Genomic DNA, 20,178 nt, shown 5'->3' with positions numbered 1-20,178 from the left:
AAAACTTAGCAATTATAATATTAATATCCAAAAATCTAATATTTCATATAACAGATTGATAACACTATTATAAATCAATTTATACAATTATTTAATTCTGTTTTTTCATAAATTTTAAAAAGAGATAATTTATTTTTTATAAATCATGAGTCAGTAATTGATTAACATTCAGCATGACTAACTTTATACAAATACTTTAATAATATATCGTAAAATTTTTGTATAAAATAAAAAAACTGTCAACAAAGCGAACACTTTGCTGACAGTTCAGGTTGCCTTAACCTTTAATAATAATTATTTTACTTAGCGCGATTAGACGTACCAAACTCTCTAATTTTGCCTTTTACTGTTTCTTTAATAGCTTCACGTGCTAGACCTAAGTATTTGCGAGGATCGTAAACTTCTTTATCATTGTTCAATACATCTCTAACAGCTTTAGCTGAAGCAATTTGATTTTCAGTATTTACATTAATTTTTGCAGTACCATAAGGGATTGCTTTTTGAATATCTTTAGTTGGAATACCTGTACCACCATGTAAAACAAGTGGTAATCCAGTTGATGCACCAATTTCTTCCATTTCTTTGAAGCCTAATTTAGGTTCGCCTTTATAAGGACCATGTACTGAACCTAATGCTGGTGCTAAAGTATCAATACCAGTTCTTTCGACTAATTCTTGACATTCTTTAGGATCAGCATAGATGATACCGCCTACAACATCATCTTCTTGTCCACCCACTGTTCCTAATTCAGCTTCAACTGACACGCCATGTTGATGTGCATATTCTACTACTTTAGAAGTAATTTCAATATTTTCTTCAAATGGACTATGTGAAGCATCAATCATTACTGAAGTAAATCCAGCATCAATAGCTTCTTTACATTTTTCAAAACTTGAACCATGATCTAGGTGGATAGCTACTGGTATAGTAATGTTTAAATCATGCATTAAACCTTCTACCATTTTAACTACTGTATAAAAACCACTCATATAACGTGCAGCACCTTCGGAAACACCTAAGATCACTGGCGCGTTCTCTTCTTGAGAAGCTTCTAAAATAGCTTGTGTAAATTCTAAGTTATTTAAGTTGTATTGACCAACCGCATAACCATTTTCTTTCGCATCGATTAACATTTCTTTCATTGAAACTAATGGCATGAAAGTTCCTCCTTGTATCCAATTACATAAATTTTCAAAAATTATTATAGCAGATAATATTTTTTATTGCATGCTTAATTTAAAAATAATTGATAACTTTTGAAGCTTCATTGCATAAAATATTATATTTCATTACAATACTAATGAAATGGAGGATAATCATGTCAAAGATACTACAAACACAATTAACGGGTATATTTAATCGTTTAGAAGACCAAGCGTTAGACATACAAATGGCTGCTCAATGTTTAATCCAAGCTATTGGTGGAGAAGGATATGTATATATTAATGGTTATGGAGATTTAAAATTTTTTGAAACTTTTATATTAGAAAGTGATGAAAAATTAAATTCTAGTAAAAAATTGAGTGAATTAAACAGTTTAAATGATTTAGACACAACTGATCGTGTATTTTTATTCTCTCCTTTTTATACTAAGGAGGTTGCTCAAGATGTTCAACAATTAATAGACAAAGATATTGATTTTGTATTAGTATGCAATCGTCCTAAACAAGAAGATTTCCCTGAACATCTTATGCATTTTGTAAACTTATCAACTCCGCGTCCGATTGTATATACTGAGGATTACGATAAAATTGTACAACCTCATACAATGGCGTTTAATTACATTTACTATGATATATATACACAAATGATTGAAATGACTAGAGACTTGGAATTATAAATTAACTTTATAATCATTAGCGCCTAACATGTACAACCTTTATCTTCTATATAAATTGATATAAATGAAGCGGAATAGACTACTTTTAAAGTCTATTCCGCTTCTATTTTGATATTTTAATTTTGTTGGTGTTTATAAGCAGCTTCTACAAAAGCTTTGAAAATTGGCTGTGGTCTATTAGGTCTAGATAAGAATTCCGGATGGAATTGACAAGCAATGAAGAAATCATTTTCTGGAATTTCTACCATTTCCACTAAACGACCATCTGGACTAGTACCAGAAAAGACCATTCCTTTATCTTCTAATTGTTCTCTATAAGCATTATTAAATTCATAACGATGACGATGACGCTCTTCAATATTTGTTTCATTATAAATGTCATGTGCCAAAGTATGATCTTTAATAGTACATGGATAAAGACCTAAACGTAATGTGCCACCTAAATCTTCGATATCTTTTTGTTCAGGTAACAAATCAATAATTGGATATGGTGTATTTGGATCAAGTTCTGCTGAATGAGCATCTTTAAGTCCTACAACATTTCTTGCAAATTCGACAGTTGCTAATTGCATTCCTAAGCAAATACCAAAATAAGGTATATTATTTTCCCTTGCATATTTGATAGCTGAAATTTTACCTTCACTTGCTCTAAAACCAAAGCCACCAGGAACTAAAATTCCATCAACATCACTTAAATAACTCTCTACATTTTCGTCTGTCACTTCACTTGAATCAATCCATTTTACTACAACATCTTTTTTCAATGGATAACCTGCATGTTTTAGTGATTCCACCACTGACAAGTATGCATCTTGTAAACTTACATATTTACCAACTAAGCCAATAGTAATCGTACCATCTAATGAATTAACGGTATCTAATAAATATTGCCATTCATCTAATTGTGTATCGTATTTAGCATCTAAATCTAAGCGTTTAATTACAATATCGTCCATATTTTGAGCACTTAATTGTAATGGGATTTCATATAATGACGATGCATCTCTACATTCAATAACACTTTCTTTATCTATATCACAGAATAAAGCAATTTTATCTTTTAAATCTTGAGTCATTTCATATTCTGTTCGAACAACAATTAAATCAGGTTGAATACCTAAACCACGTAATTCTTTTACACTATGTTGTGTTGGTTTAGTTTTCATTTCTCCAGCTGCTTTAATGTATGGAAGTAATGTACAATGAACATACATAACATTCTCACGGCCAAGGTCACTTCTAATTTGGCGAATAGCTTCAATAAATGGAAGAGATTCAATATCACCTGTTGTACCGCCTATTTCGGTAATGACCACATCCGCATTTGTACTTTCTCCAGCCAATAATAAGCGTTCTTTAATTTCATTTGTAATGTGTGGAATCACTTGAACTGTTCCACCTAAATAATCTCCACGACGTTCTTTTTTTAGCACATGTGAATATACTTTTCCCGCAGTGACATTAGAATATTTATTTAAATTGATATCTATAAAACGTTCATAATGTCCTAAGTCCAAGTCAGTTTCAGCGCCATCATCTGTAACAAATACCTCTCCATGTTGATAAGGACTCATTGTACCAGGATCAACATTTAAATATGGATCAAATTTTTGAATTGTTACTTTAAGTCCTCTGTCTTTTAACAATCTTCCTAGAGAAGCGGCTGTGATACCTTTACCTAAAGATGAAACTACTCCGCCGGTTACAAAGATAAATTTTGTCATTGTCTGACCTCCTAATTTATTAAGGGTTGCTTCCTTACTCTATCTCTACAAAATTTAAACATTTCCTAAAAATAAAAAAATCGCTCCCTCTCACATATTTGTAAGGGGAGCGTATAACATTTATACACGTGTCCTAATTAAAGGAGCCCGAATAAAATTTTAACATTTTTCATTCAAAAGTCAATTAAAACTAATATTTAGTCATTAAAATCTTCTGCATCTTCAAATGCTTCTTCTTCACCTTCAGCGATGTCGTCATCATCATCTTCTTCAATAACGATATCTGAACCGTCAATATCTTCTTCATTATCATCAGAATCATCTAATGTTTCTTGATCATCCGTTTGAGCTGGAATATCATCGTCATCATCCATTTCATCGTCGCCAAGTAACTTAAGATTTTCATCTTCTTCATCATCGTCATCAAGAATATCAAATTTTTGAATTGTTGGTGCAATTTTTTCTTCAATATCATCTACTGAATACCAATCACGTAATCCCCATTGATTTTCACCAACATTTAAGAAACGTCCATCTGTATTTAAGTCAGTATAAAATTGTACAGTACGATTTTCAATTTCATCATATTCATAATTACCGAGACTTTTAAATTCGTCAATAATATCATAGAGATTCATTGTTGACCCTTTATCGTGTAATAAAGTATAAGCCATATCGATAAATGATTTTTCATCAACCATTTCTTTAGTATAATCTTGAATTTTCATTATAACTAAACTTCCTTTCAAAGGATTTTATTATCTTTACATTGCTTTTATTAATAGTAACAAAGATAAATTATAAATGACATTTTATGATTTCGCAATTGCTATTCAATTAGTAATTAATATATTTTTTGAAAATAACTAAGTCATCTGATTGATCTGTCTCAACAAAGCCGCTACTAATACATAATGGCTTAAGTTCATTATTTTCCCCAAATAATGTAATACCTATACTTCTTATTTCTTTAAAATGTTTACGTACATATGTAGGAAGTTGTCTTAAAGCACTCCCAGCAATCCCCTCTTTTCTTTGATCTTTATAGACTTCTATTGCAGCGATATTTAGATGAGTATTTAGATGTTCGAGTGCAATAAATCCAACTTTTTGATCATCTTTTAATAAATCAATAATTTGATACATTGCAATATTTGAATTTTTATTCTCAACTAATTTCAATGACGATACATGTTTAGAATCCAAATCTAAATAGTATAAACGTTCTTTACCGATGGGTCCTTCTTCTTTAGTAGCAGTATGCATGAATCCAGCACGTTCATATACATTCCATGCCCCTTCATTTTCAGTATCAACAACTAAATATAAATGATTGAAATCTGGAAATAATAGTTGAACATATTGAGGTAAATACATCATCATAGTTGTACCATAGCCTTGTCCTTGAAATTTTTCATTAATAGACAATGATCGAACATAAACGACATGCTCAGGTGTATCATATCCTTCATGTTGATAATACTGATGAAGTATGAAGAATCCTACTACATCTCCATTTTCATTAATGGCAATATTAGCTACTCGATTTTCATCTTTTAAAGCATCTTCTAATACAGATTTAGGTAATGATGAATAAATTTGTTGTCGTTCGCTTAATTCAAAGTTTAAGACATCATCGCGATATTGTTCTTCAAATTCCTGAATTGTAATATTTTCAAATTGCTTTACTATACTCATAAAATTAACCCCTATATCTCAAAGTTGTTTTAATAATATCATATATAACCTTTAAATCTTATAAAATAATCTATTTACTCTAATATTTACTATTTATTTTATAATATTGTAAAATAATTGCAATTCGTCAAAATTATTATAGTATTAACATGTCATATATTAATTTTAGAGGTGAAAAAAATGAGAGTAGGTATCGATGCCGGCGGTACATTAATTAAAATAGCAATGGAAGATGATACACACCGTACATTGTCAACTGAATTAACAACAGATATAAATAAAGTCATTCAATGGTTAAACCAAAATGAATTCGAAAAAATCAATTTAACAGGTGGTAACGCAGGCGTTATTGCTGAAAACATCAAACAATCATCCCAAATATTTGTTGAATTTGATGCTGCTTCAAAGGGATTAGGTATTTTACTTAAGGAGCAAGGCCATCATATTAATCAATACATATTTGCAAACATAGGTACTGGTACATCTTTACACTATTATAATGGTCACCATCAAGAACGTGTAGGCGGAATTGGTACGGGTGGCGGAATGATTCGAGGTTTAGGTTATTTATTGACTGAAATATCTGATTATGAAACACTTACAAATCTCGCTCAATCTGGAAATAGAGATATTATCGATTTAAAAGTTAAACATATATATAAAGATTCTGAACCGCCTATTTCTGGTGAACTCACTGCTGCAAACTTTGGCAATGTACTAAATAATATGAATGAACATTTTACTAACTCAGATAAATTAGCATCTGTCGTGGGTGTCGTTGGAGAAGTGATTACAACGATGGCGATTACAGTAGCTCGTGAATGTCAAACAAAAAATGTTGTTTATATTGGGTCTTCTTTTAATAATAATCCCTTACTACGAAAAGTTATTGAGGATTATACTGTTTTACGAGGATGTCATCCTTTTTATATTGAAAATGGTGCATTTTCAGGTGCAATCGGTGTCCTTCATTTAAGCTAATTCAAACTAAAAACATTAACATAAAAATCCCAATAGATTTCTTAAAAAAGAAACCTATTGGGATTTGATTTAAAATGATAATTCATTAGATACTTTTTGTGGAGAAACAATGGTACCTACGACTCCAGGTTTTAAGTCTACTGCGACAGCTTGATCATTATCTCTTAATTTATCAAGCCATTCACTAAATACACTACCTTCAATTTCGATTAAATCACATTCTTCAAAATCTTTATCACGAACTTTTCGTGCCCGATTTTTAATACTCCATACAGGCATAATATTAGGTTTTTGATTTTCTTTATCACTAATAAGAATAAATCTTTTTTCCCCTTTACGTGTTAAGCCAAAAACATGATTTTCTTTTGAAATATCTTTTGCAAATTCTTTAAGACGAATTTTGTCTAATTCAGACATGAGTTCATTCATCATGTCTACAACTTTGACAATATGTCCCTCTTCTTTACTTGAAGTATTGATTAAAATTTTATCACTTTCATCAAACAATTCATCCATATCATACGTAACGAACGTATCAATATCAATATTTAATAGTCGATCAAATTGAATGTCTGAGTGATTTAAATACTCTTTTGCGATGTCTTCATTCGTCCACATTCCTGTGTAATCACCATCTTCATGATGAATACGAATTAATTTTTTATTTTTACTAGCCAAAATAATGACTTCATTAATTAATATCTCTTTGAAATAGTCATTATGCTTATATTCCATTACAAACCCTCTCTCTTAATATACTAATTAAATGTTAAATTATATTAAAATTAACGTCAAACATCCATATTTTTTTTTATAATTAATTTAACCTATACCCTAACTTAATTAGTATCATCAAGTTCACTAATAAATGCTTGTTCTAATTGTTCAACTTCTTCTTTAGAATCAGCATTCCATATACATCCAAAGCGAGAATTCACCTCATCTTTACCAAACCAATCACCGTCATAATACGAAAGAGGATAAAGCACGCCTTGTTTAACATATTTTAAAATAACATTGAAGAAACGAGTATTATCTCCTCTTGAAAAATAACTATAAAATTTTTGATAGTTAGGATTTAATTCATCTTGTAATAGTAGCATGCTTGTCGAACCATTTTGTCTAAAATTCAAATCTATAGCAAATACATTATCATTTTCATCTAATAATAAATCAAATCCTGCCACACCAATAAAGCCTAAGTTCACTCCATTTTGCATAATTTCACGACCAGCTTGAATCACTTTTTCTGGAACATCATGCACATTTTCATTTCCTGCGTATAGACCATATTTATCAGTAATTTGATGGGCAGTACCTAGATAGGTGATACCTATTTCTTTAGAATATGCAAATTGGACACAATAATTTTTAACTGCTTCTATTTTTTGTTCAATGATTAAATTATCGGTAGCATGGGCCGCTTCAAATATTCGTTGAGTTGCTTTTTCTAAGTCTTCATCGTTATAGCAAATCATTACGCCATAACCACCTGCAGTTGGTAATTCATCTCCTGGCTTAATTACAAAAGGATAATCCCAATCTTTGATACGACCTTTGAAATCTCTAATTGACACAATTTCACGGTCTGGTAAATATTTATGATTTGTCCATTCAGGAATACGTGATTTATTATTTAAAGCTACAAAAACGTCTTTATCAATGGCATACGCTTCGTCATCTACTATGTCATTGTTTTCGATATATTGAAAATATATTTTTTTCCCTTCTTTATTGATAATCTCTTGTAACAAGCGTTCATACGTTTCACGATCTCTAAATGTATAAAGATGCTTTGGTATTTTTTTACCAATAAGATCAAATAGTTGTTGTAATTTATCTGTAATACTCGCTTCGTGTACAACAATCGGCATATCCTTAGCGATAATCATTTCACGACCAGTCAAAAAATTAGACTGATGCTCTTCTGTTGTGAGCCAAGGATTCAATGCATAAGAAGGTCTTGAATTATATACAATATTTTCATCATACAAATCACTTAACGTTAACTTTGGAACATTATATTCATTTTTCATTTTTTTACCCCTTTATTTGAGAATGTTGCTCCACAACCTCATCAAATAGTTTTTTATTTTCAATTAATTCTAGTCCCATAAGAGCAATAATTTTTGCGCCACGAATCAAAGCTTGATCACCATGAACACTTGCAGCTGCTTCTCTAAAACGGTGTGTATGACCTACTAAATTTCTTGAGCCAATTTTAACATGTGGATGAATCGTAGGAACTATATGACTAACATTTCCTGTATCTGTCGAACCAAAACCAAAATCATCATAACTAACTTCTTCGCCAACTTCTATGGCGTATTTTTCAAATAATTCGTCTAGTTTAGGTGTTTTTATAAATTCATTTACACCATTTTGAATAGGACCAAATTCATAGTCACAACCCGTTTGGATGGCTGCACCCCTTGCAATTTGATTAACACGTTCTGTTAAAATATCAAGTTCTTTTCTAGTAGTGGCACGTGTATAAAATCTTGCATGCGTATAATCAGGTATAATATTAGCAGCTTTACCTCCATCTAAAATCACACCGTGTACACGATGACTTTTCTTAATATGTTGACGTAATTGAGCTACACCATTGAAATAAGAAATCATCGCATCTAATGCATTTAAAGCCTCATCTGCATTTTCTGAAGCGTGGGCGCTTTTACCATAAAATTTAATATCAAGCACATCAACAGCTAATGTATTTATCGTTGGATATGTTTCATTTCCAGGATGAATCATAAGTGCAATGTCAATATCATCAATTACACCGGCTTTTACATATGAAGCTTTTGCACTTCCATTTTCTCCACCTTCTTCGGCAGGACATCCTAATACAACTACTTTTCCACCAACATGGTCGATGACTTGTTTAAGTGCTACTCCTGCTAATACACTTGCTGTCCCAATGATATTGTGGCCACATGCATGACCTAAACCAGGTAAAGCATCATATTCAGCTAAATATCCTATAGTTGGTCCTTCTTTTTCAGACTGGTAAGTTGCAATAAACCCAGTAGCATGTCCGGCAATATCCGTTTCTATCTCAAAATCATTTGCTCTTAATTGATCAATCAATGTTCTTGATGCAAATATCTCTTCATTGCCTAACTCAGGACGCTCGTGTATACGATGGCTTATTTCGACATAATCGTACTTTTTATTCTCTATATAGTCTAATATCTCTTGTTTACTACTCATCAATCTATACTCCTTTTATACACGAATATTAATATCTATATTTATTTAGACATCAAGTCAATCCATTTCTTGATGTATCTTTAAATTTAATTATTACTTATTTTATCGGATTTACTATAGATTGTCATCATATTCATTTGAATTTACAAAATTTTCTTACAATAATCATTTAAATTACTTAATTAAGAAAATTGTAAATGATTAGCACTCTTGTTACAATCATATTATTCAAGCAATGTATTTATAGGAGGAAATAAATATGACTAAAATGAACGTTGAAAGTTTTAATCTTGACCATACAAAAGTAGTTGCACCATATATTCGCTTAGCAGGCACAATGGAAGGGATTAATGGAGACGTTATCAAAAAATATGATTTACGTTTTAAACAACCAAATAAAGCGCATATGGATATGCCAGCGCTACATTCATTAGAACATTTAATGGCTGAAAATATTAGAAATCATTCTGATAAAGTTGTAGATTTAAGTCCTATGGGTTGTCAAACTGGTTTTTATGTTTCATTTATTGATCACGATGATTATGAAGATGTATTAAATATTATTGAAAAAACTTTAAATGATGTGTTAGAAGCTACAGAAGTTCCTGCTTGCAATGAAGTTCAATGCGGTTGGGCTGCTAGTCATTCTCTTGAAGGTGCTAAAGCACTCGCAAAAGAATTCTTAGATAAGCGTAATCAATGGGACGACGTTTTTGGTGAAGGCAAATAATTAATAATTAAATAAATAATACCCTACCTAAAGCATTTAGGTAGGGTATTATTTATTTAAGTTTTATTATAATTTTTTTACGATAGCTATTAAAATGAATTGAAGTGGTAATCTTAAGTATAATGCCCACTTAGGAACAGATTTATTTCCTAATGGTAATTGCTTTCTTGCCATGTAAATGTTTCCTGGAAAAACCGCAAGTAAAAATGCATTAATACCTTTTTTCAACCAATCCGCAGGTCTTTTAGCTAATAACATAACTCCAAAGAACATTTCAAATACGCCTGTCACTAAAACTGCTGTTTTTCGTAATGGTAAATACTCCGGTACAATCGATCTAAATTGACGTTCATTTGTAAAATGTAGTATTCCTGCTGATCCAAATGCTAAACCTAACAAATATCTCATTATTTTCATAATTATTCAACTCCCATTTCTTTTAAATAACTTTTTCCGTATTTTGGCAATTCAACATTGAAATTATCTGCGATTGTTGCACCAATTGAACTAAATGTAGTATCTCCTGATAATTCATGGTATGCATCTATTTTAGGGCTAAACATAAGCACTGGAATATATTCTCTAGTATGATCTGTTCCCTCTGCAATTGGATCATTACCATGATCAGCAGTAATAATCACTAAATCATCTTCTTGTAAATTATCAATTAATTCTGGTAAGCGTTCGTCAAAATCTTTAATGGCTTGTGCATAACCTTCTTTTTTACCACGATGACCATATAAAGCATCAAAATCAACAAGATTTAAGAAACTTAATCCATTAAAGTCTTTTTTGACAACTTCTATTAACTTATCCATGCCATCCATATTATTTTTTGTACGAATGGCTTCAGTTACACCTTCGCCATCATAGATGTCATTGATTTTACCAATAGCAATAACATCATAATCACTATCTTTTAATGTATTCATAACAGTTTTACCAAATGGTTTTAAAGCATAATCATGACGATTAGATGTACGCGTAAAGTTTCCTGGTTCACCAACATATGGACGTGCAATAACACGGCCAATTAAGTACTTAGGATCCTTAGTTAATTCACGAACCTTTTCGCAAATATCATACAATTCTTCAAGTGGGATAATATCTTCATGTGCAGCAATTTGAAGTACTGGATCTGCACTAGTATAAACAATTAAATCCCCTGTTTTCATTTGATGTTCGCCTAATTCATCAATAATTGCAGTACCTGAAGCAGGTTTATTTGCTACAACTTTTCGACCTGTCATTTCTTCAATCTCTTGAATTAATTCGTCAGGAAATCCATTTGGATAAACTTTAAATGGTTGCATGATATTTAGTCCCATAATTTCCCAATGTCCTGTCATCGTATCTTTTCCAACAGAAGCTTCACTTAATTTAGTATAAAAAGCACCTGGTTGTTCAACTTTATTGACTACTGGCAAATCTTCAATATTACCTAATCCTAATTTTTCTAAATTAGGTAATGATTGGTTAAAACCTTCTAACGTGTGTTTTAATGTGTGTGAACCTTCATCATTAAAAGCTGCAGCATCAGGTGCTTCACCAATACCTACTGAATCCATGACAATTAAATGTACTCTTTTAAATGGTGTCGTCATATTTAACACTCCTACTCTGTAATTATTTTATGAATTAATGTTGGTGTTTTTGCTTGCGCTTTAATTTCGATACTTTCGTCAAGTTTCTTAATTACATCATCAACATTTTCACGATTACTGTGAATCGTTAATAAAGACTCTCCTTCATTGACGTTGTCTCCTACTTTCTTATTCAACACAATGCCAACACTCAAATCTATGTCATCTTCTTTCGTTTGTCTTCCCGCACCTAACATCATTGAAGCAACGCCAATTTCATTAGCAATAAGCTCTGAAACTACACCACTTGATTTTGCTTTATAATCAATTTGATATTCGGCAGTCGGTAATAACTCCGGTGAATCGACAACTGAAGCATCGCCACCTTGATTTTCTAAAAATGTTTTGAATTTATCTAATGCTGAGCCATTTTCAATGGCTTCATTGAGCAATTGACGCGCCTCTTCAAGTGTACTTGCTCTTTCAGCAAGTACGACCATTTGTGAACCAAGCGTTAATACTAGTTCAGTTAAATCTTCAGGTCCTTGACCATTTAATGTATCAATCGCTTCTTTTAATTCTAAAGCATTCCCAATCGCACGACCAAGTGGTTGGCTCATATCTGAAATAATAGCCATTGTATTTCTACCAACATTATTTCCTATGCTAACCATAGCATGTGCTAAAGCCTCGGCATCTTCTAATGTTTTCATGAATGCACCATTTCCAGTTTTAACATCTAGGACGATTGCATCAGCACCCGCGGCAATTTTCTTACTCATGATAGATGATGCGATTAGAGGAATAGAGTTAACTGTTCCTGTAACATCTCTTAATGCGTATAGTTTCTTATCTGCAGGTGTTAAATTGCCTGTTTGTCCAATCACTGCAACTTGATCTTCATTAACAAGTTTAATGAAGTCCGCTTCAGAGATTTCAACATGAAACCCATCAATAGATTCTAATTTATCAATCGTACCACCCGTATGACCTAAACCACGGCCACTCATTTTGGCAACTGGCACTCCCACTGCAGCTACTAATGGTGCCAACACTAATGTCGTCGTATCTCCAACGCCACCAGTTGAGTGTTTATCTACTTTAATACCATTGACTTTTGATAAATCAATAACATCACCTGAATTAACCATTGCCATAGTTAAAGCTGCACGTTCTTCTTCATTCATATCTTGGAAGAAAATCGCCATAGCTAAACTTGAGGCTTGATAATCTGGGATATCTCCTTCCGTGTAGCCTTTGATAAAGAATTCAATTTCCTCTTTAGATAATGATTTTCCATCGCGTTTCTTTTCAATAATATCTATCATTCTCATCATTCTGAACTCCTCTCAAAATAAGCTGTTGTATCTGTATGCTGTTACATCAACTACATGATTAATAATCAGAATCTGACTCTAAACCTTGAATAATTTGGACACCAGCACTCGCACCTATACGTGTAGCGCCTGCGTCAATCATTTTATTGAAATCTTCTAAATTACGTACGCCACCTGAAGCTTTAACCTCTAATTCGTCTCCCACAGTGTCTTTCATTAATTTCACATCTTCTGGTGTAGCGCCTCCCCCAGCAAAGCCAGTTGATGTTTTAACGAAATCTGCACCAGCAGCTTTTGCTAGTTCACTTGCTTTCACTTTTTCATCGTCTGTTAAAAGAACAGTTTCAATAATAACTTTCACTATTTTTCCATTAGCTGCGCCAACTACGCCTTCGATATCTTTTTGAACGTCTTCATATTTTCCATCTTTAAGTGCGCCTATATTGATAACCATATCAATTTCTGACGCGCCATTTTTAATCGCATCTTCTGTTTCAAAAATCTTTGTAGCAGTTGTTGTAGCTCCAAGTGGGAACCCAATCACTGTACATACAAGCACATCAGAATTCACAAGCTGTTCAGAAGCATACTTAACGTGGGTTGGATTAACGCAAATCGATTTAAAATGATACGCCTTAGCTTCAGAAATAATTTTATCAATCTGTTGACGTGTTGATTCCGGTTTTAAAAGTGTATGATCAATATATTTTGAATATTCCATAAAAATTTCCTCCAATGTATTGCTCGAAAGCCAACTGTATTAACATAATTTATATGTTTCTCTCATTTATATAGTACAAAAATTCGCAAAAATTTTAAACAAATGTTATCTTTATTTTGAATAAAAATGTTAAGGAGAAGATATTCATGACAAACGGTACACCTCATATTCAACCTAATGGAACTAAAATTGCTAAAACAGTATTAATGCCTGGGGATCCATTACGTGCAAAATATATTGCTGATAACTTTTTAGAAAATGTTGAGCAATTTAATGAAGTACGTAATATGTTTGGATACACTGGGACATATAAAGGTAAAGAAATCTCAGTAATGGGTTCAGGTATGGGTATTCCAAGTATTGGAATTTATTCGTATGAGCTTTATAATTTCTTTGATGTTGATACAATTATTCGAATTGGTTCATGTGGTGCATTACAAGAGAATGTGAATTTATATGATGTCATTATTGCTCAAGCTGCTTCAACTAATTCAAATTATGTAGATCAATTTAATATTCCTGGTCACTTTGCTCCAATTGCAGATTTTGAGTTAATTACTAAAGCTAAACAAGTTGCTGATGATATCGGAGCAGTTACACATGTTGGAAATATTTTATCATCAGATACGTTTTATAATGCCGATAAACATTTTAACGATAGTTGGAAGAACATGGGTATCTTAGGTATTGAAATGGAATCAGCTGGCTTATATTTAAATGCAATTCATGCTGGTAAAAAAGCATTAGGTATTTTTACTGTAAGTGATCATATCTTAAGAGATGAAGCTACATCAGCTGAAGAACGTCAAACATCATTTACTCAAATGATGGAAATTGCTTTAGAAATCGCTGAATAATCACTTATCAATGTTAATATTAAAAGTTAAAAGAGCCATTGTAGACGTTTTATCGTCCACAATGACTCTTTTTAAAATAGAATATTTAAACTAAATAAGATTTAAACATCCAATTATGTTTATCTACTGATGTTTGCATACCAATAAACATATCTTCTGAAACATCGTCTCCTGCTTCTCCTGCAACTTCAATTGCTTTTCCAAGTTGTTTAGAAATTTGAGTTAAATCTTCAGAGAAAGCTTTAACCATTTCTTCAGCAGTGTAATGTGTCTCTGCTTCTTTTACAATTGAAAGTTCTAAACTTTCTTTTAATGTTGCTACTGGGTTACCTCCAATTGCTAGAATACGTTCTGCTAAATCGTCTACATATTGACTAGCTTCATTGTATAATTCTTCAAATTTTTCATGTAATGAGAAGAAATTAGGACCTTTAACATACCAATGGAAGTTGTGTAATTTTGTATATGCTACTGTCCAGTTTGCTACTTGTTGATTTAATTCTTTTACTACATCTTGTTGAGTCATCGAATCTCTCCTTTTTTGTACTTTTATACAGCCAAGTTTCTCTTTTACAATCATAATTATATTATAATAATTATAATCTGTAAAGTCATTTTACACACGCAACTTAAAAACACTAATATTTATGAATAAATATATAGAATCATTATCAAAAGTTTTATAATATATAATCAAAAAATATAGATATTATCAATTAAAAAATAGTTTTCTCATTTATTGTCTATCATCATCAATAAAGAATGATTTTTCATATGCGTTTGGTTTATGCCAATGTGTTTTCCACATTTTATCTCTATTATTAGCAAACAGTCGATAACCTAAATTTCTTATTGGTAATGGCATTACTCTAAGTAGTATGCCTAACCATTTTTTACTACTTAATGTTGTGATTAATTTTGCTACTGCAGTAGTCTCGTAATATAAACGATCTCCTTCTTGTAGTATCACACTATTTTTATTTTTAGCTTCGGGATGTTGTTTAAATAAATGTTGTCCCGCTTCTCCTTTTAACGTCGCAAACTCATAATTTTTAGGTAAACCATGTTGTATTAGCCAAATACAATAATTATAACAATACACACAATTTCCATCGTAATAAACGATTGGCATGTTCCGTCACCTTCCTTTTTAACCTATTTAATATATTCCTTTTACAAGGACTCATTAAACACAAAAAAGTGGGTATAGAATTTATCACAAATTCTATATCCACTTTAGCTCATTATACGTTATGATGTTTTTTATCTAACTTGTCTGCTATTATGCATCATGGTTCACTTTTACAATACGTGTATATTTTAAAAATTGTTGTGAATATTTATTTTTTATATCTTCTAACTTTTCGTATGTTACGCCAATAATATGCCAATTTGGATTAAAATGATAAAAAGAATCTTTTTCACGAGACCAAGTAATCATGTTACCATCTTTATTATATCTAGGTAATGTAACTTCGTACCCTTCTAAAACATTAATATAAGTTTGAAATATATCTGGATCAAGTCTATTAAAGTTATCAATCACTAAGTAACTTTTGTCATTTTTAGGCATAAGTTGTGTAATAAAACCTTCTCTATAATATAAGGCACCTGTCTCATTAGGTAGATATTTGCCATATAACAAATCTTCACTAAAGTCAGGGTGACCACTAGTAATAACTGGATTAGCATTCGTTTTTTGTAAAAGATTATTGGCTGCTTTCAAACCTTCTTCACGTTTATCTACAACGAGTAAAATAAAAGGTTTAATGGTCTCATCATGATCCGTATTGAATCCTGGTTTTTTAATAGTCTCAAATGGTGTTCTAATCCCATCATTTTCACTCATGTCTATAATAGCATCGTATTGTGCTTGACTCATACTTGCTATTGCTTGCTTAGCATTTTCTTGTAAAAAGTATAAGTTCTTTAATTTAGGATGTTTATTTAGTGCTCCTAATGTAACAGGAGTGATATTCTTTTCATAATAAATCTCAATTGCAGTACTATTAGTACGACCAGGAATTGGAGGTTTTTCATGAATATGACGAGATACTTCACCAATTCCTACGACCGATTGATTACTATTCTTATCATAAAATATTAAATTATCCCCTACTTCTAATTGGTTATAAAAATGATAACCATTCCGTTTAATTCCATTATAAGTATGTGTAAAAATCGTATAATGAGTATCAGGTTCAAATTTTTCAGTTTCAGATAAAAAGAAATATCGAGGTAATTGAATGTTACCTTTTCCTAACTCAACGATTAATTGAAACTCCTCTTTTGTGAGTTGATTTATTAACGTTTCACGCATATTATTCATTCGATAATCTAGCACTTCACTACGTTTTAAATAGTCAGTAGTTAAAGGCTTTAACTCTTCATTAAATTTAAATTCAACTCTAATTTTATTTTGTGCTCCTGTTTGAACACTAATAATTTCCCCAATTCCTAATAATCCAGTATCTGTTTGTACTTGATAAAAAATCACTTGATCGCCAATTTTAGCTTTTTTGAACGCTCGAAAACCCTGAGTAGGATTGAACTGTGCTCCAGACTCAAATAAAGTTGTTTGTCCAACTAATGGTTCATTATGGTTCCATCTTGTATATCCACAATTTAACCAAAAGTAATTTACTTCTTCTGCCATCTAGAATCTCCTTCTTACTTATTTTAAATTTAGCATCTTTATTCATGTATATATTAATATTAATTTTAGCACCTATTAGTCATTTTTAGATCGCTTAAATTTAAATATATGAATCGTCTATAAGATTTCGTTTTTTTTATTTTATCATATTTTTTTAATAGAGTTGACGTATTATTAAATCACTTTTTAAATTCAAAAAAGTGAAATAGAATCATATGAATCCTCACAAAATTCCATTTCACTATTAAAATATACTATCTCATTATTTAAACATTATTAGATTTCCGATTAACAGGAAGCGGAAGATAAAAAACTTCTAGATTCAGCTATCACACAAGAAAATCATGCTAGATATAGAAATTATTCCAACACGTCTGCTTATAAATTAAATTGATTAACTAAATATAACTTATAATTAGAGTGAACTCTCCTTCAAATACGCTATCTAAATCTTCAGAAGTTAAAATAAAATTAGATCCCTTTTCTAGCTTAAAGATTTCACCATCTGTAATCACTTGTCCACGACCTTCTAATACAGAAATAAGACAAAATTCACGAGGCTTCATATAATTAAGCGTTCCACTTATTTCCCATTTAACCATTGTAAAAAAGTCATTAGATACAATTTGGCTACGTTTATGATTTTCTACAATTGTAGTTTCAGGTACTATAGCAGGTGCATTTGCAGTAAATTGAATCACGTCTAATGCTTTTTTAACTTCTAATGATGATCCATCAGTTCGATTACGTTCATAATCATATACTCTATATGAAATATCAGATGATTGCATTGTTTCATATACTAAAACACCAGAACCTATAGAATGAAGCATTCCAGCTGGTATAAAATAAAACTCACCTGGTTTAACTTTGATTCTTTCTACTACATCCAACACCGCCTCTTCTTTTATCTTATTCTCAAATGTTTCTTTTGAATCAGCAGAGGTACCGAGTATAATTTCAGCATCTTCTTCTGCATCAATAATATACCAACATTCTGACTTACCATATTGACCGTTTTCAAATTCATATGCATACGAGTCGTCAGGATGAACGTGAATAGATAGAGGGTGTCTTGCATCCACTATTTTACATAATAAAGGGAAATCTTTACTTGGAAAGTCTCCAAATAATTCTCTATGCTCATTCCATACTTGATCTAATGTTTGACCAGCATACTGACCATTTTCAATCATATTTTTTCCATTCGGATGTGCAGAAATACCCCAGCATTCTCCAGTTTGTTCACTTGGTATGTCGTAATTAAATTGATTTAACTTATTACCGCCCCATATTTTTTCAAAGAAAATAGGCTTTAAAAATAATGGCATGATTGCACCTCCTAAAACACGGTTATTGCTTCTCTCTTTATTTTAAAGTGAAATATCGTATTTAAATGATTATGTATAATTAGAACAATTGATGACCCATTTTATCTTTAAATTACTATCTATTTAAGCTTTTAATATATCAGATAACTAATTCTATATAAATGCTATTTCGCTTCTATAGTTAAATAAAAATTTTCACTCATATGTTTATTATATCAATTTCATTATTAATTTAATAGAAATTATATATATTAATAAAAAAGAATAGAACAGCAAGTTTTAAAACTCACTGTCCTACTCTAACACAGAACTTTTCATTTGTAATTAATTATCTAACTTAACTACTCAAAACGAGATAATGCTTCTTGAATAGATTGATACCCTGAAAGAATTTGAAATTCTTTATTTTCAAATTTATTTTCAGAAGTCGCTACGTGTTTTAATACAGAAGCCACATCTTCGCGTGGAATTGTACTTCCTTCATCAAAATACAAGTCAGCTTTAATTTCACCAGTACCTGATTTATCTTCTAAACCACCTGGATGAACGATTGTATAAGTTAGTCCAGAATTTCTTAAATGATTATCTGCATAGTGTTTTGCAATTGTATAAGGTTTTAAATCTCCACTTGCATCAAATGCTTCACGACGTGAATCGTAAGTAGAAACCATTACATAATGTTTAACATTTGCTTTTTTACTTGCTTCAATCGTTTTCACTGCACCATCTAAATCAACAATGATTGTTTTATCAGCACCTGTGCTACCACCTGAACCAACTGAGAAAATAACTTTATCAAAGCCTTTGAATTTCTCAGTTAAATCATCAATACTATCTTTTTCTACATCTATTAAAATGGCATTAACACCTTGATCTTTTAACGCACTTTCTTGTTCTTCTTTACGAACACCGGCTGTAAAATCAACTTGATCTTCTTTTAATTGGTTAACCAATTTAGAACCTACGCCACCATTAGCACCAATAACTAATATACTCATAAACTTATTTCCTCCTTCAATTCATTTCATAGTTTATTAATACCACTTAGTATCATTTTTAAACTTATTTACTATATATCATTGACACTTAGACAAGGACACTATATATTAATATATGAATATATATTAATATATTAAAGAGGAGGTCTCATGTGATGTCCAATACAAATAAAGATAGAGATATATTTATAGATGAATACATGCTTAACCGTTTAACTGAGACATTTAAAGCGTTAAGCGATTATAACCGTTTACGTATTTTAGAATTGTTATATAAAGGTGAAGCTAGTGTTGGGCATATTACGCATACATTAAAATTAACTCAATCAAATGTATCGCATCAATTAAAGAGTTTAAAACAAGCAGGCCTCGTTAAATCGTCACGTCATGGACAATCCATGATTTATTCTATAGACGATCAACATGTTTCTACTTTATTAAAACAAGCCATTCAACATGCTCATCATCAAAGAGGTGAATAATAAATGTCTAATCACACACACCAT

General features: G+C 31.2%; 21 protein-coding genes. 5 read left to right on the top strand and 16 right to left on the bottom strand.

Annotation, left to right across the window (positions count from 1 at the left end; all coding sequences use genetic code 11):
- Positions 1–299: 299 nt before the first annotated feature.
- On the bottom strand, positions 300–1,157 hold the full coding sequence (gene fdaB / locus HMPREF2561_RS03055) for a class IIb fructose-bisphosphate aldolase FdaB (protein WP_070468331.1): 858 nt from the start codon (positions 1,155–1,157) through the stop codon (positions 300–302).
- A 161-nt stretch (positions 1,158–1,318) separates the two neighbouring features.
- On the opposite strand from fdaB, the gene HMPREF2561_RS03050 reads away from it, so the two are divergent.
- Positions 1,319–1,840 (top strand): DUF2529 domain-containing protein, encoded by a 522-nt coding sequence (locus HMPREF2561_RS03050; RefSeq protein ID WP_019835604.1) that lies wholly within the window; start codon positions 1,319–1,321, stop codon positions 1,838–1,840.
- A gap of 116 nt (positions 1,841–1,956) precedes the next feature.
- Here the strand turns inward: HMPREF2561_RS03050 and HMPREF2561_RS03045 are convergent, their stop codons facing one another.
- The 3 genes from HMPREF2561_RS03045 to HMPREF2561_RS03035 form a co-directional block, all read right to left on the bottom strand.
- Entirely contained in the window at positions 1,957–3,564 is a 1,608-nt protein-coding gene (locus tag HMPREF2561_RS03045; RefSeq protein ID WP_019835603.1) for a CTP synthase, read from the bottom strand.
- 197 nt (positions 3,565–3,761) lie between these two features.
- Positions 3,762–4,292: a DNA-directed RNA polymerase subunit delta gene (gene rpoE / locus HMPREF2561_RS03040; protein ID WP_070468329.1), complete on the bottom strand. Its 531-nt coding sequence runs from the start codon at positions 4,290–4,292 to the stop codon at positions 3,762–3,764.
- Positions 4,293–4,401: 109 nt separating this feature from the next.
- On the bottom strand, positions 4,402–5,262 hold the full coding sequence (locus tag HMPREF2561_RS03035) for a GNAT family N-acetyltransferase (protein WP_017175115.1): 861 nt from the start codon (positions 5,260–5,262) through the stop codon (positions 4,402–4,404).
- 180 nt (positions 5,263–5,442) lie between these two features.
- Here HMPREF2561_RS03035 and coaW point away from each other — a divergent pair, with 180 nt between their 5' ends.
- Positions 5,443–6,243, top strand: a complete 801-nt coding sequence (gene coaW, locus HMPREF2561_RS03030; RefSeq protein WP_070468327.1) for a type II pantothenate kinase — start codon at positions 5,443–5,445, stop codon at positions 6,241–6,243.
- A gap of 69 nt (positions 6,244–6,312) precedes the next feature.
- Here coaW and HMPREF2561_RS03025 read toward each other — a convergent pair whose 3' ends face one another.
- The 3 genes from HMPREF2561_RS03025 to HMPREF2561_RS03015 all read right to left on the bottom strand — a co-directional run bounded on the left by HMPREF2561_RS03025 (position 6,313) and on the right by HMPREF2561_RS03015 (position 9,459).
- Positions 6,313–6,978: a DUF2750 domain-containing protein gene (locus tag HMPREF2561_RS03025; RefSeq protein ID WP_017175113.1), complete on the bottom strand. Its 666-nt coding sequence runs from the start codon at positions 6,976–6,978 to the stop codon at positions 6,313–6,315.
- A 104-nt stretch (positions 6,979–7,082) separates the two neighbouring features.
- Positions 7,083–8,279 carry an L-aspartate--L-methionine ligase LdmS gene (locus tag HMPREF2561_RS03020; protein ID WP_070468325.1) on the bottom strand — a complete coding sequence of 399 codons (1,197 nt, stop codon included), beginning with the start codon at positions 8,277–8,279 and terminating at the stop codon, positions 7,083–7,085.
- Positions 8,280–8,283: 4 nt separating this feature from the next.
- Positions 8,284–9,459: a M20 family metallopeptidase gene (locus HMPREF2561_RS03015; RefSeq protein ID WP_070468322.1), complete on the bottom strand. Its 1,176-nt coding sequence runs from the start codon at positions 9,457–9,459 to the stop codon at positions 8,284–8,286.
- Positions 9,460–9,718: 259 nt separating this feature from the next.
- Here HMPREF2561_RS03015 and HMPREF2561_RS03010 point away from each other — a divergent pair, with 259 nt between their 5' ends.
- On the top strand, positions 9,719–10,189 hold the full coding sequence (locus HMPREF2561_RS03010; protein WP_048680310.1) for an S-ribosylhomocysteine lyase: 471 nt from the start codon (positions 9,719–9,721) through the stop codon (positions 10,187–10,189).
- A gap of 66 nt (positions 10,190–10,255) precedes the next feature.
- On the opposite strand, the gene HMPREF2561_RS03005 is transcribed toward HMPREF2561_RS03010, so the two are convergent.
- The 4 genes from HMPREF2561_RS03005 to deoC form a co-directional block, all read right to left on the bottom strand.
- A complete protein-coding gene (locus HMPREF2561_RS03005) occupies positions 10,256–10,606 on the bottom strand; it encodes a DoxX family protein (RefSeq protein WP_048683062.1) in 351 nt (116 codons plus the stop codon).
- Positions 10,607–10,608: 2 nt separating this feature from the next.
- Positions 10,609–11,793, bottom strand: coding sequence for a phosphopentomutase (deoB, locus tag HMPREF2561_RS03000; protein WP_070468320.1), 1,185 nt, complete (start codon positions 11,791–11,793; stop codon positions 10,609–10,611).
- 11 nt (positions 11,794–11,804) lie between these two features.
- Positions 11,805–13,106 carry a pyrimidine-nucleoside phosphorylase gene (locus HMPREF2561_RS02995; RefSeq protein ID WP_017176093.1) on the bottom strand — a complete coding sequence of 434 codons (1,302 nt, stop codon included), beginning with the start codon at positions 13,104–13,106 and terminating at the stop codon, positions 11,805–11,807.
- 61 nt (positions 13,107–13,167) lie between these two features.
- Positions 13,168–13,830, bottom strand: a complete 663-nt coding sequence (deoC, locus tag HMPREF2561_RS02990) for a deoxyribose-phosphate aldolase (RefSeq protein WP_070468318.1) — start codon at positions 13,828–13,830, stop codon at positions 13,168–13,170.
- Positions 13,831–13,976: 146 nt separating this feature from the next.
- Here deoC and deoD point away from each other — a divergent pair, with 146 nt between their 5' ends.
- Positions 13,977–14,687, top strand: coding sequence for a purine-nucleoside phosphorylase (gene deoD / locus HMPREF2561_RS02985; RefSeq protein ID WP_017176091.1), 711 nt, complete (start codon positions 13,977–13,979; stop codon positions 14,685–14,687).
- Positions 14,688–14,772: 85 nt separating this feature from the next.
- Here the strand turns inward: deoD and HMPREF2561_RS02980 are convergent, their stop codons facing one another.
- The 5 genes from HMPREF2561_RS02980 to HMPREF2561_RS02960 form a co-directional block, all read right to left on the bottom strand.
- Entirely contained in the window at positions 14,773–15,213 is a 441-nt protein-coding gene (locus HMPREF2561_RS02980) for a Dps family protein (RefSeq protein ID WP_017176090.1), read from the bottom strand.
- A 210-nt stretch (positions 15,214–15,423) separates the two neighbouring features.
- A complete protein-coding gene (locus HMPREF2561_RS02975; RefSeq protein ID WP_019835530.1) occupies positions 15,424–15,819 on the bottom strand; it encodes a thiol-disulfide oxidoreductase DCC family protein in 396 nt (131 codons plus the stop codon).
- 150 nt (positions 15,820–15,969) lie between these two features.
- Positions 15,970–17,343, bottom strand: a complete 1,374-nt coding sequence (locus tag HMPREF2561_RS02970; RefSeq protein ID WP_070468316.1) for an EVE domain-containing protein — start codon at positions 17,341–17,343, stop codon at positions 15,970–15,972.
- Positions 17,344–17,741: 398 nt separating this feature from the next.
- Positions 17,742–18,674 carry a type I phosphomannose isomerase catalytic subunit gene (locus HMPREF2561_RS02965; protein WP_049379491.1) on the bottom strand — a complete coding sequence of 311 codons (933 nt, stop codon included), beginning with the start codon at positions 18,672–18,674 and terminating at the stop codon, positions 17,742–17,744.
- A gap of 341 nt (positions 18,675–19,015) precedes the next feature.
- Complete coding sequence (locus HMPREF2561_RS02960) at positions 19,016–19,672, bottom strand: SDR family oxidoreductase (protein WP_070468314.1); 657 nt, start codon at positions 19,670–19,672, stop codon at positions 19,016–19,018.
- 155 nt (positions 19,673–19,827) lie between these two features.
- On the opposite strand from HMPREF2561_RS02960, the gene HMPREF2561_RS02955 reads away from it, so the two are divergent.
- Positions 19,828–20,154, top strand: coding sequence for an ArsR/SmtB family transcription factor (locus tag HMPREF2561_RS02955; protein ID WP_002448641.1), 327 nt, complete (start codon positions 19,828–19,830; stop codon positions 20,152–20,154).
- Positions 20,155–20,178 lie beyond the last annotated feature (24 nt).

Source organism: Staphylococcus sp. HMSC069E10 (assembly GCF_001809205.1).
GTDB lineage: Bacteria > Bacillota > Bacilli > Staphylococcales > Staphylococcaceae > Staphylococcus > Staphylococcus hominis.
This window is presented reverse-complemented; position numbering and strand designations above follow the sequence as displayed.

What these genes read in the sequence shown, in the direction of transcription:
- HMPREF2561_RS02965 (WP_049379491.1), bottom strand. Translation starts at nt 18,674, where the DNA reads ATGCCATTATTTTTAAAGCCTATTTTCTTTGAAAAAATATGGGGCGGT.
- coaW (WP_070468327.1), top strand. Translation starts at nt 5,443, where the DNA reads ATGAGAGTAGGTATCGATGCCGGCGGTACATTAATTAAAATAGCAATG.
- HMPREF2561_RS02955 (WP_002448641.1), top strand. Translation starts at nt 19,828, where the DNA reads ATGTCCAATACAAATAAAGATAGAGATATATTTATAGATGAATACATG.
- HMPREF2561_RS03045 (WP_019835603.1), bottom strand. Translation starts at nt 3,564, where the DNA reads ATGACAAAATTTATCTTTGTAACCGGCGGAGTAGTTTCATCTTTAGGT.
- HMPREF2561_RS02970 (WP_070468316.1), bottom strand. Translation starts at nt 17,343, where the DNA reads ATGGCAGAAGAAGTAAATTACTTTTGGTTAAATTGTGGATATACAAGA.
- HMPREF2561_RS03020 (WP_070468325.1), bottom strand. Translation starts at nt 8,279, where the DNA reads ATGAAAAATGAATATAATGTTCCAAAGTTAACGTTAAGTGATTTGTAT.
- HMPREF2561_RS03015 (WP_070468322.1), bottom strand. Translation starts at nt 9,459, where the DNA reads ATGAGTAGTAAACAAGAGATATTAGACTATATAGAGAATAAAAAGTAC.
- HMPREF2561_RS02975 (WP_019835530.1), bottom strand. Translation starts at nt 15,819, where the DNA reads ATGCCAATCGTTTATTACGATGGAAATTGTGTGTATTGTTATAATTAT.
- HMPREF2561_RS03005 (WP_048683062.1), bottom strand. Translation starts at nt 10,606, where the DNA reads ATGAAAATAATGAGATATTTGTTAGGTTTAGCATTTGGATCAGCAGGA.
- deoC (WP_070468318.1), bottom strand. Translation starts at nt 13,830, where the DNA reads ATGGAATATTCAAAATATATTGATCATACACTTTTAAAACCGGAATCA.
- HMPREF2561_RS03025 (WP_017175113.1), bottom strand. Translation starts at nt 6,978, where the DNA reads ATGGAATATAAGCATAATGACTATTTCAAAGAGATATTAATTAATGAA.
- deoD (WP_017176091.1), top strand. Translation starts at nt 13,977, where the DNA reads ATGACAAACGGTACACCTCATATTCAACCTAATGGAACTAAAATTGCT.
- HMPREF2561_RS02980 (WP_017176090.1), bottom strand. Translation starts at nt 15,213, where the DNA reads ATGACTCAACAAGATGTAGTAAAAGAATTAAATCAACAAGTAGCAAAC.
- HMPREF2561_RS02960 (WP_070468314.1), bottom strand. Translation starts at nt 19,672, where the DNA reads ATGAGTATATTAGTTATTGGTGCTAATGGTGGCGTAGGTTCTAAATTG.
- HMPREF2561_RS02995 (WP_017176093.1), bottom strand. Translation starts at nt 13,106, where the DNA reads ATGAGAATGATAGATATTATTGAAAAGAAACGCGATGGAAAATCATTA.
- fdaB (WP_070468331.1), bottom strand. Translation starts at nt 1,157, where the DNA reads ATGCCATTAGTTTCAATGAAAGAAATGTTAATCGATGCGAAAGAAAAT.
- HMPREF2561_RS03050 (WP_019835604.1), top strand. Translation starts at nt 1,319, where the DNA reads ATGTCAAAGATACTACAAACACAATTAACGGGTATATTTAATCGTTTA.
- HMPREF2561_RS03035 (WP_017175115.1), bottom strand. Translation starts at nt 5,262, where the DNA reads ATGAGTATAGTAAAGCAATTTGAAAATATTACAATTCAGGAATTTGAA.
- rpoE (WP_070468329.1), bottom strand. Translation starts at nt 4,292, where the DNA reads ATGAAAATTCAAGATTATACTAAAGAAATGGTTGATGAAAAATCATTT.
- deoB (WP_070468320.1), bottom strand. Translation starts at nt 11,793, where the DNA reads ATGACGACACCATTTAAAAGAGTACATTTAATTGTCATGGATTCAGTA.
- HMPREF2561_RS03010 (WP_048680310.1), top strand. Translation starts at nt 9,719, where the DNA reads ATGACTAAAATGAACGTTGAAAGTTTTAATCTTGACCATACAAAAGTA.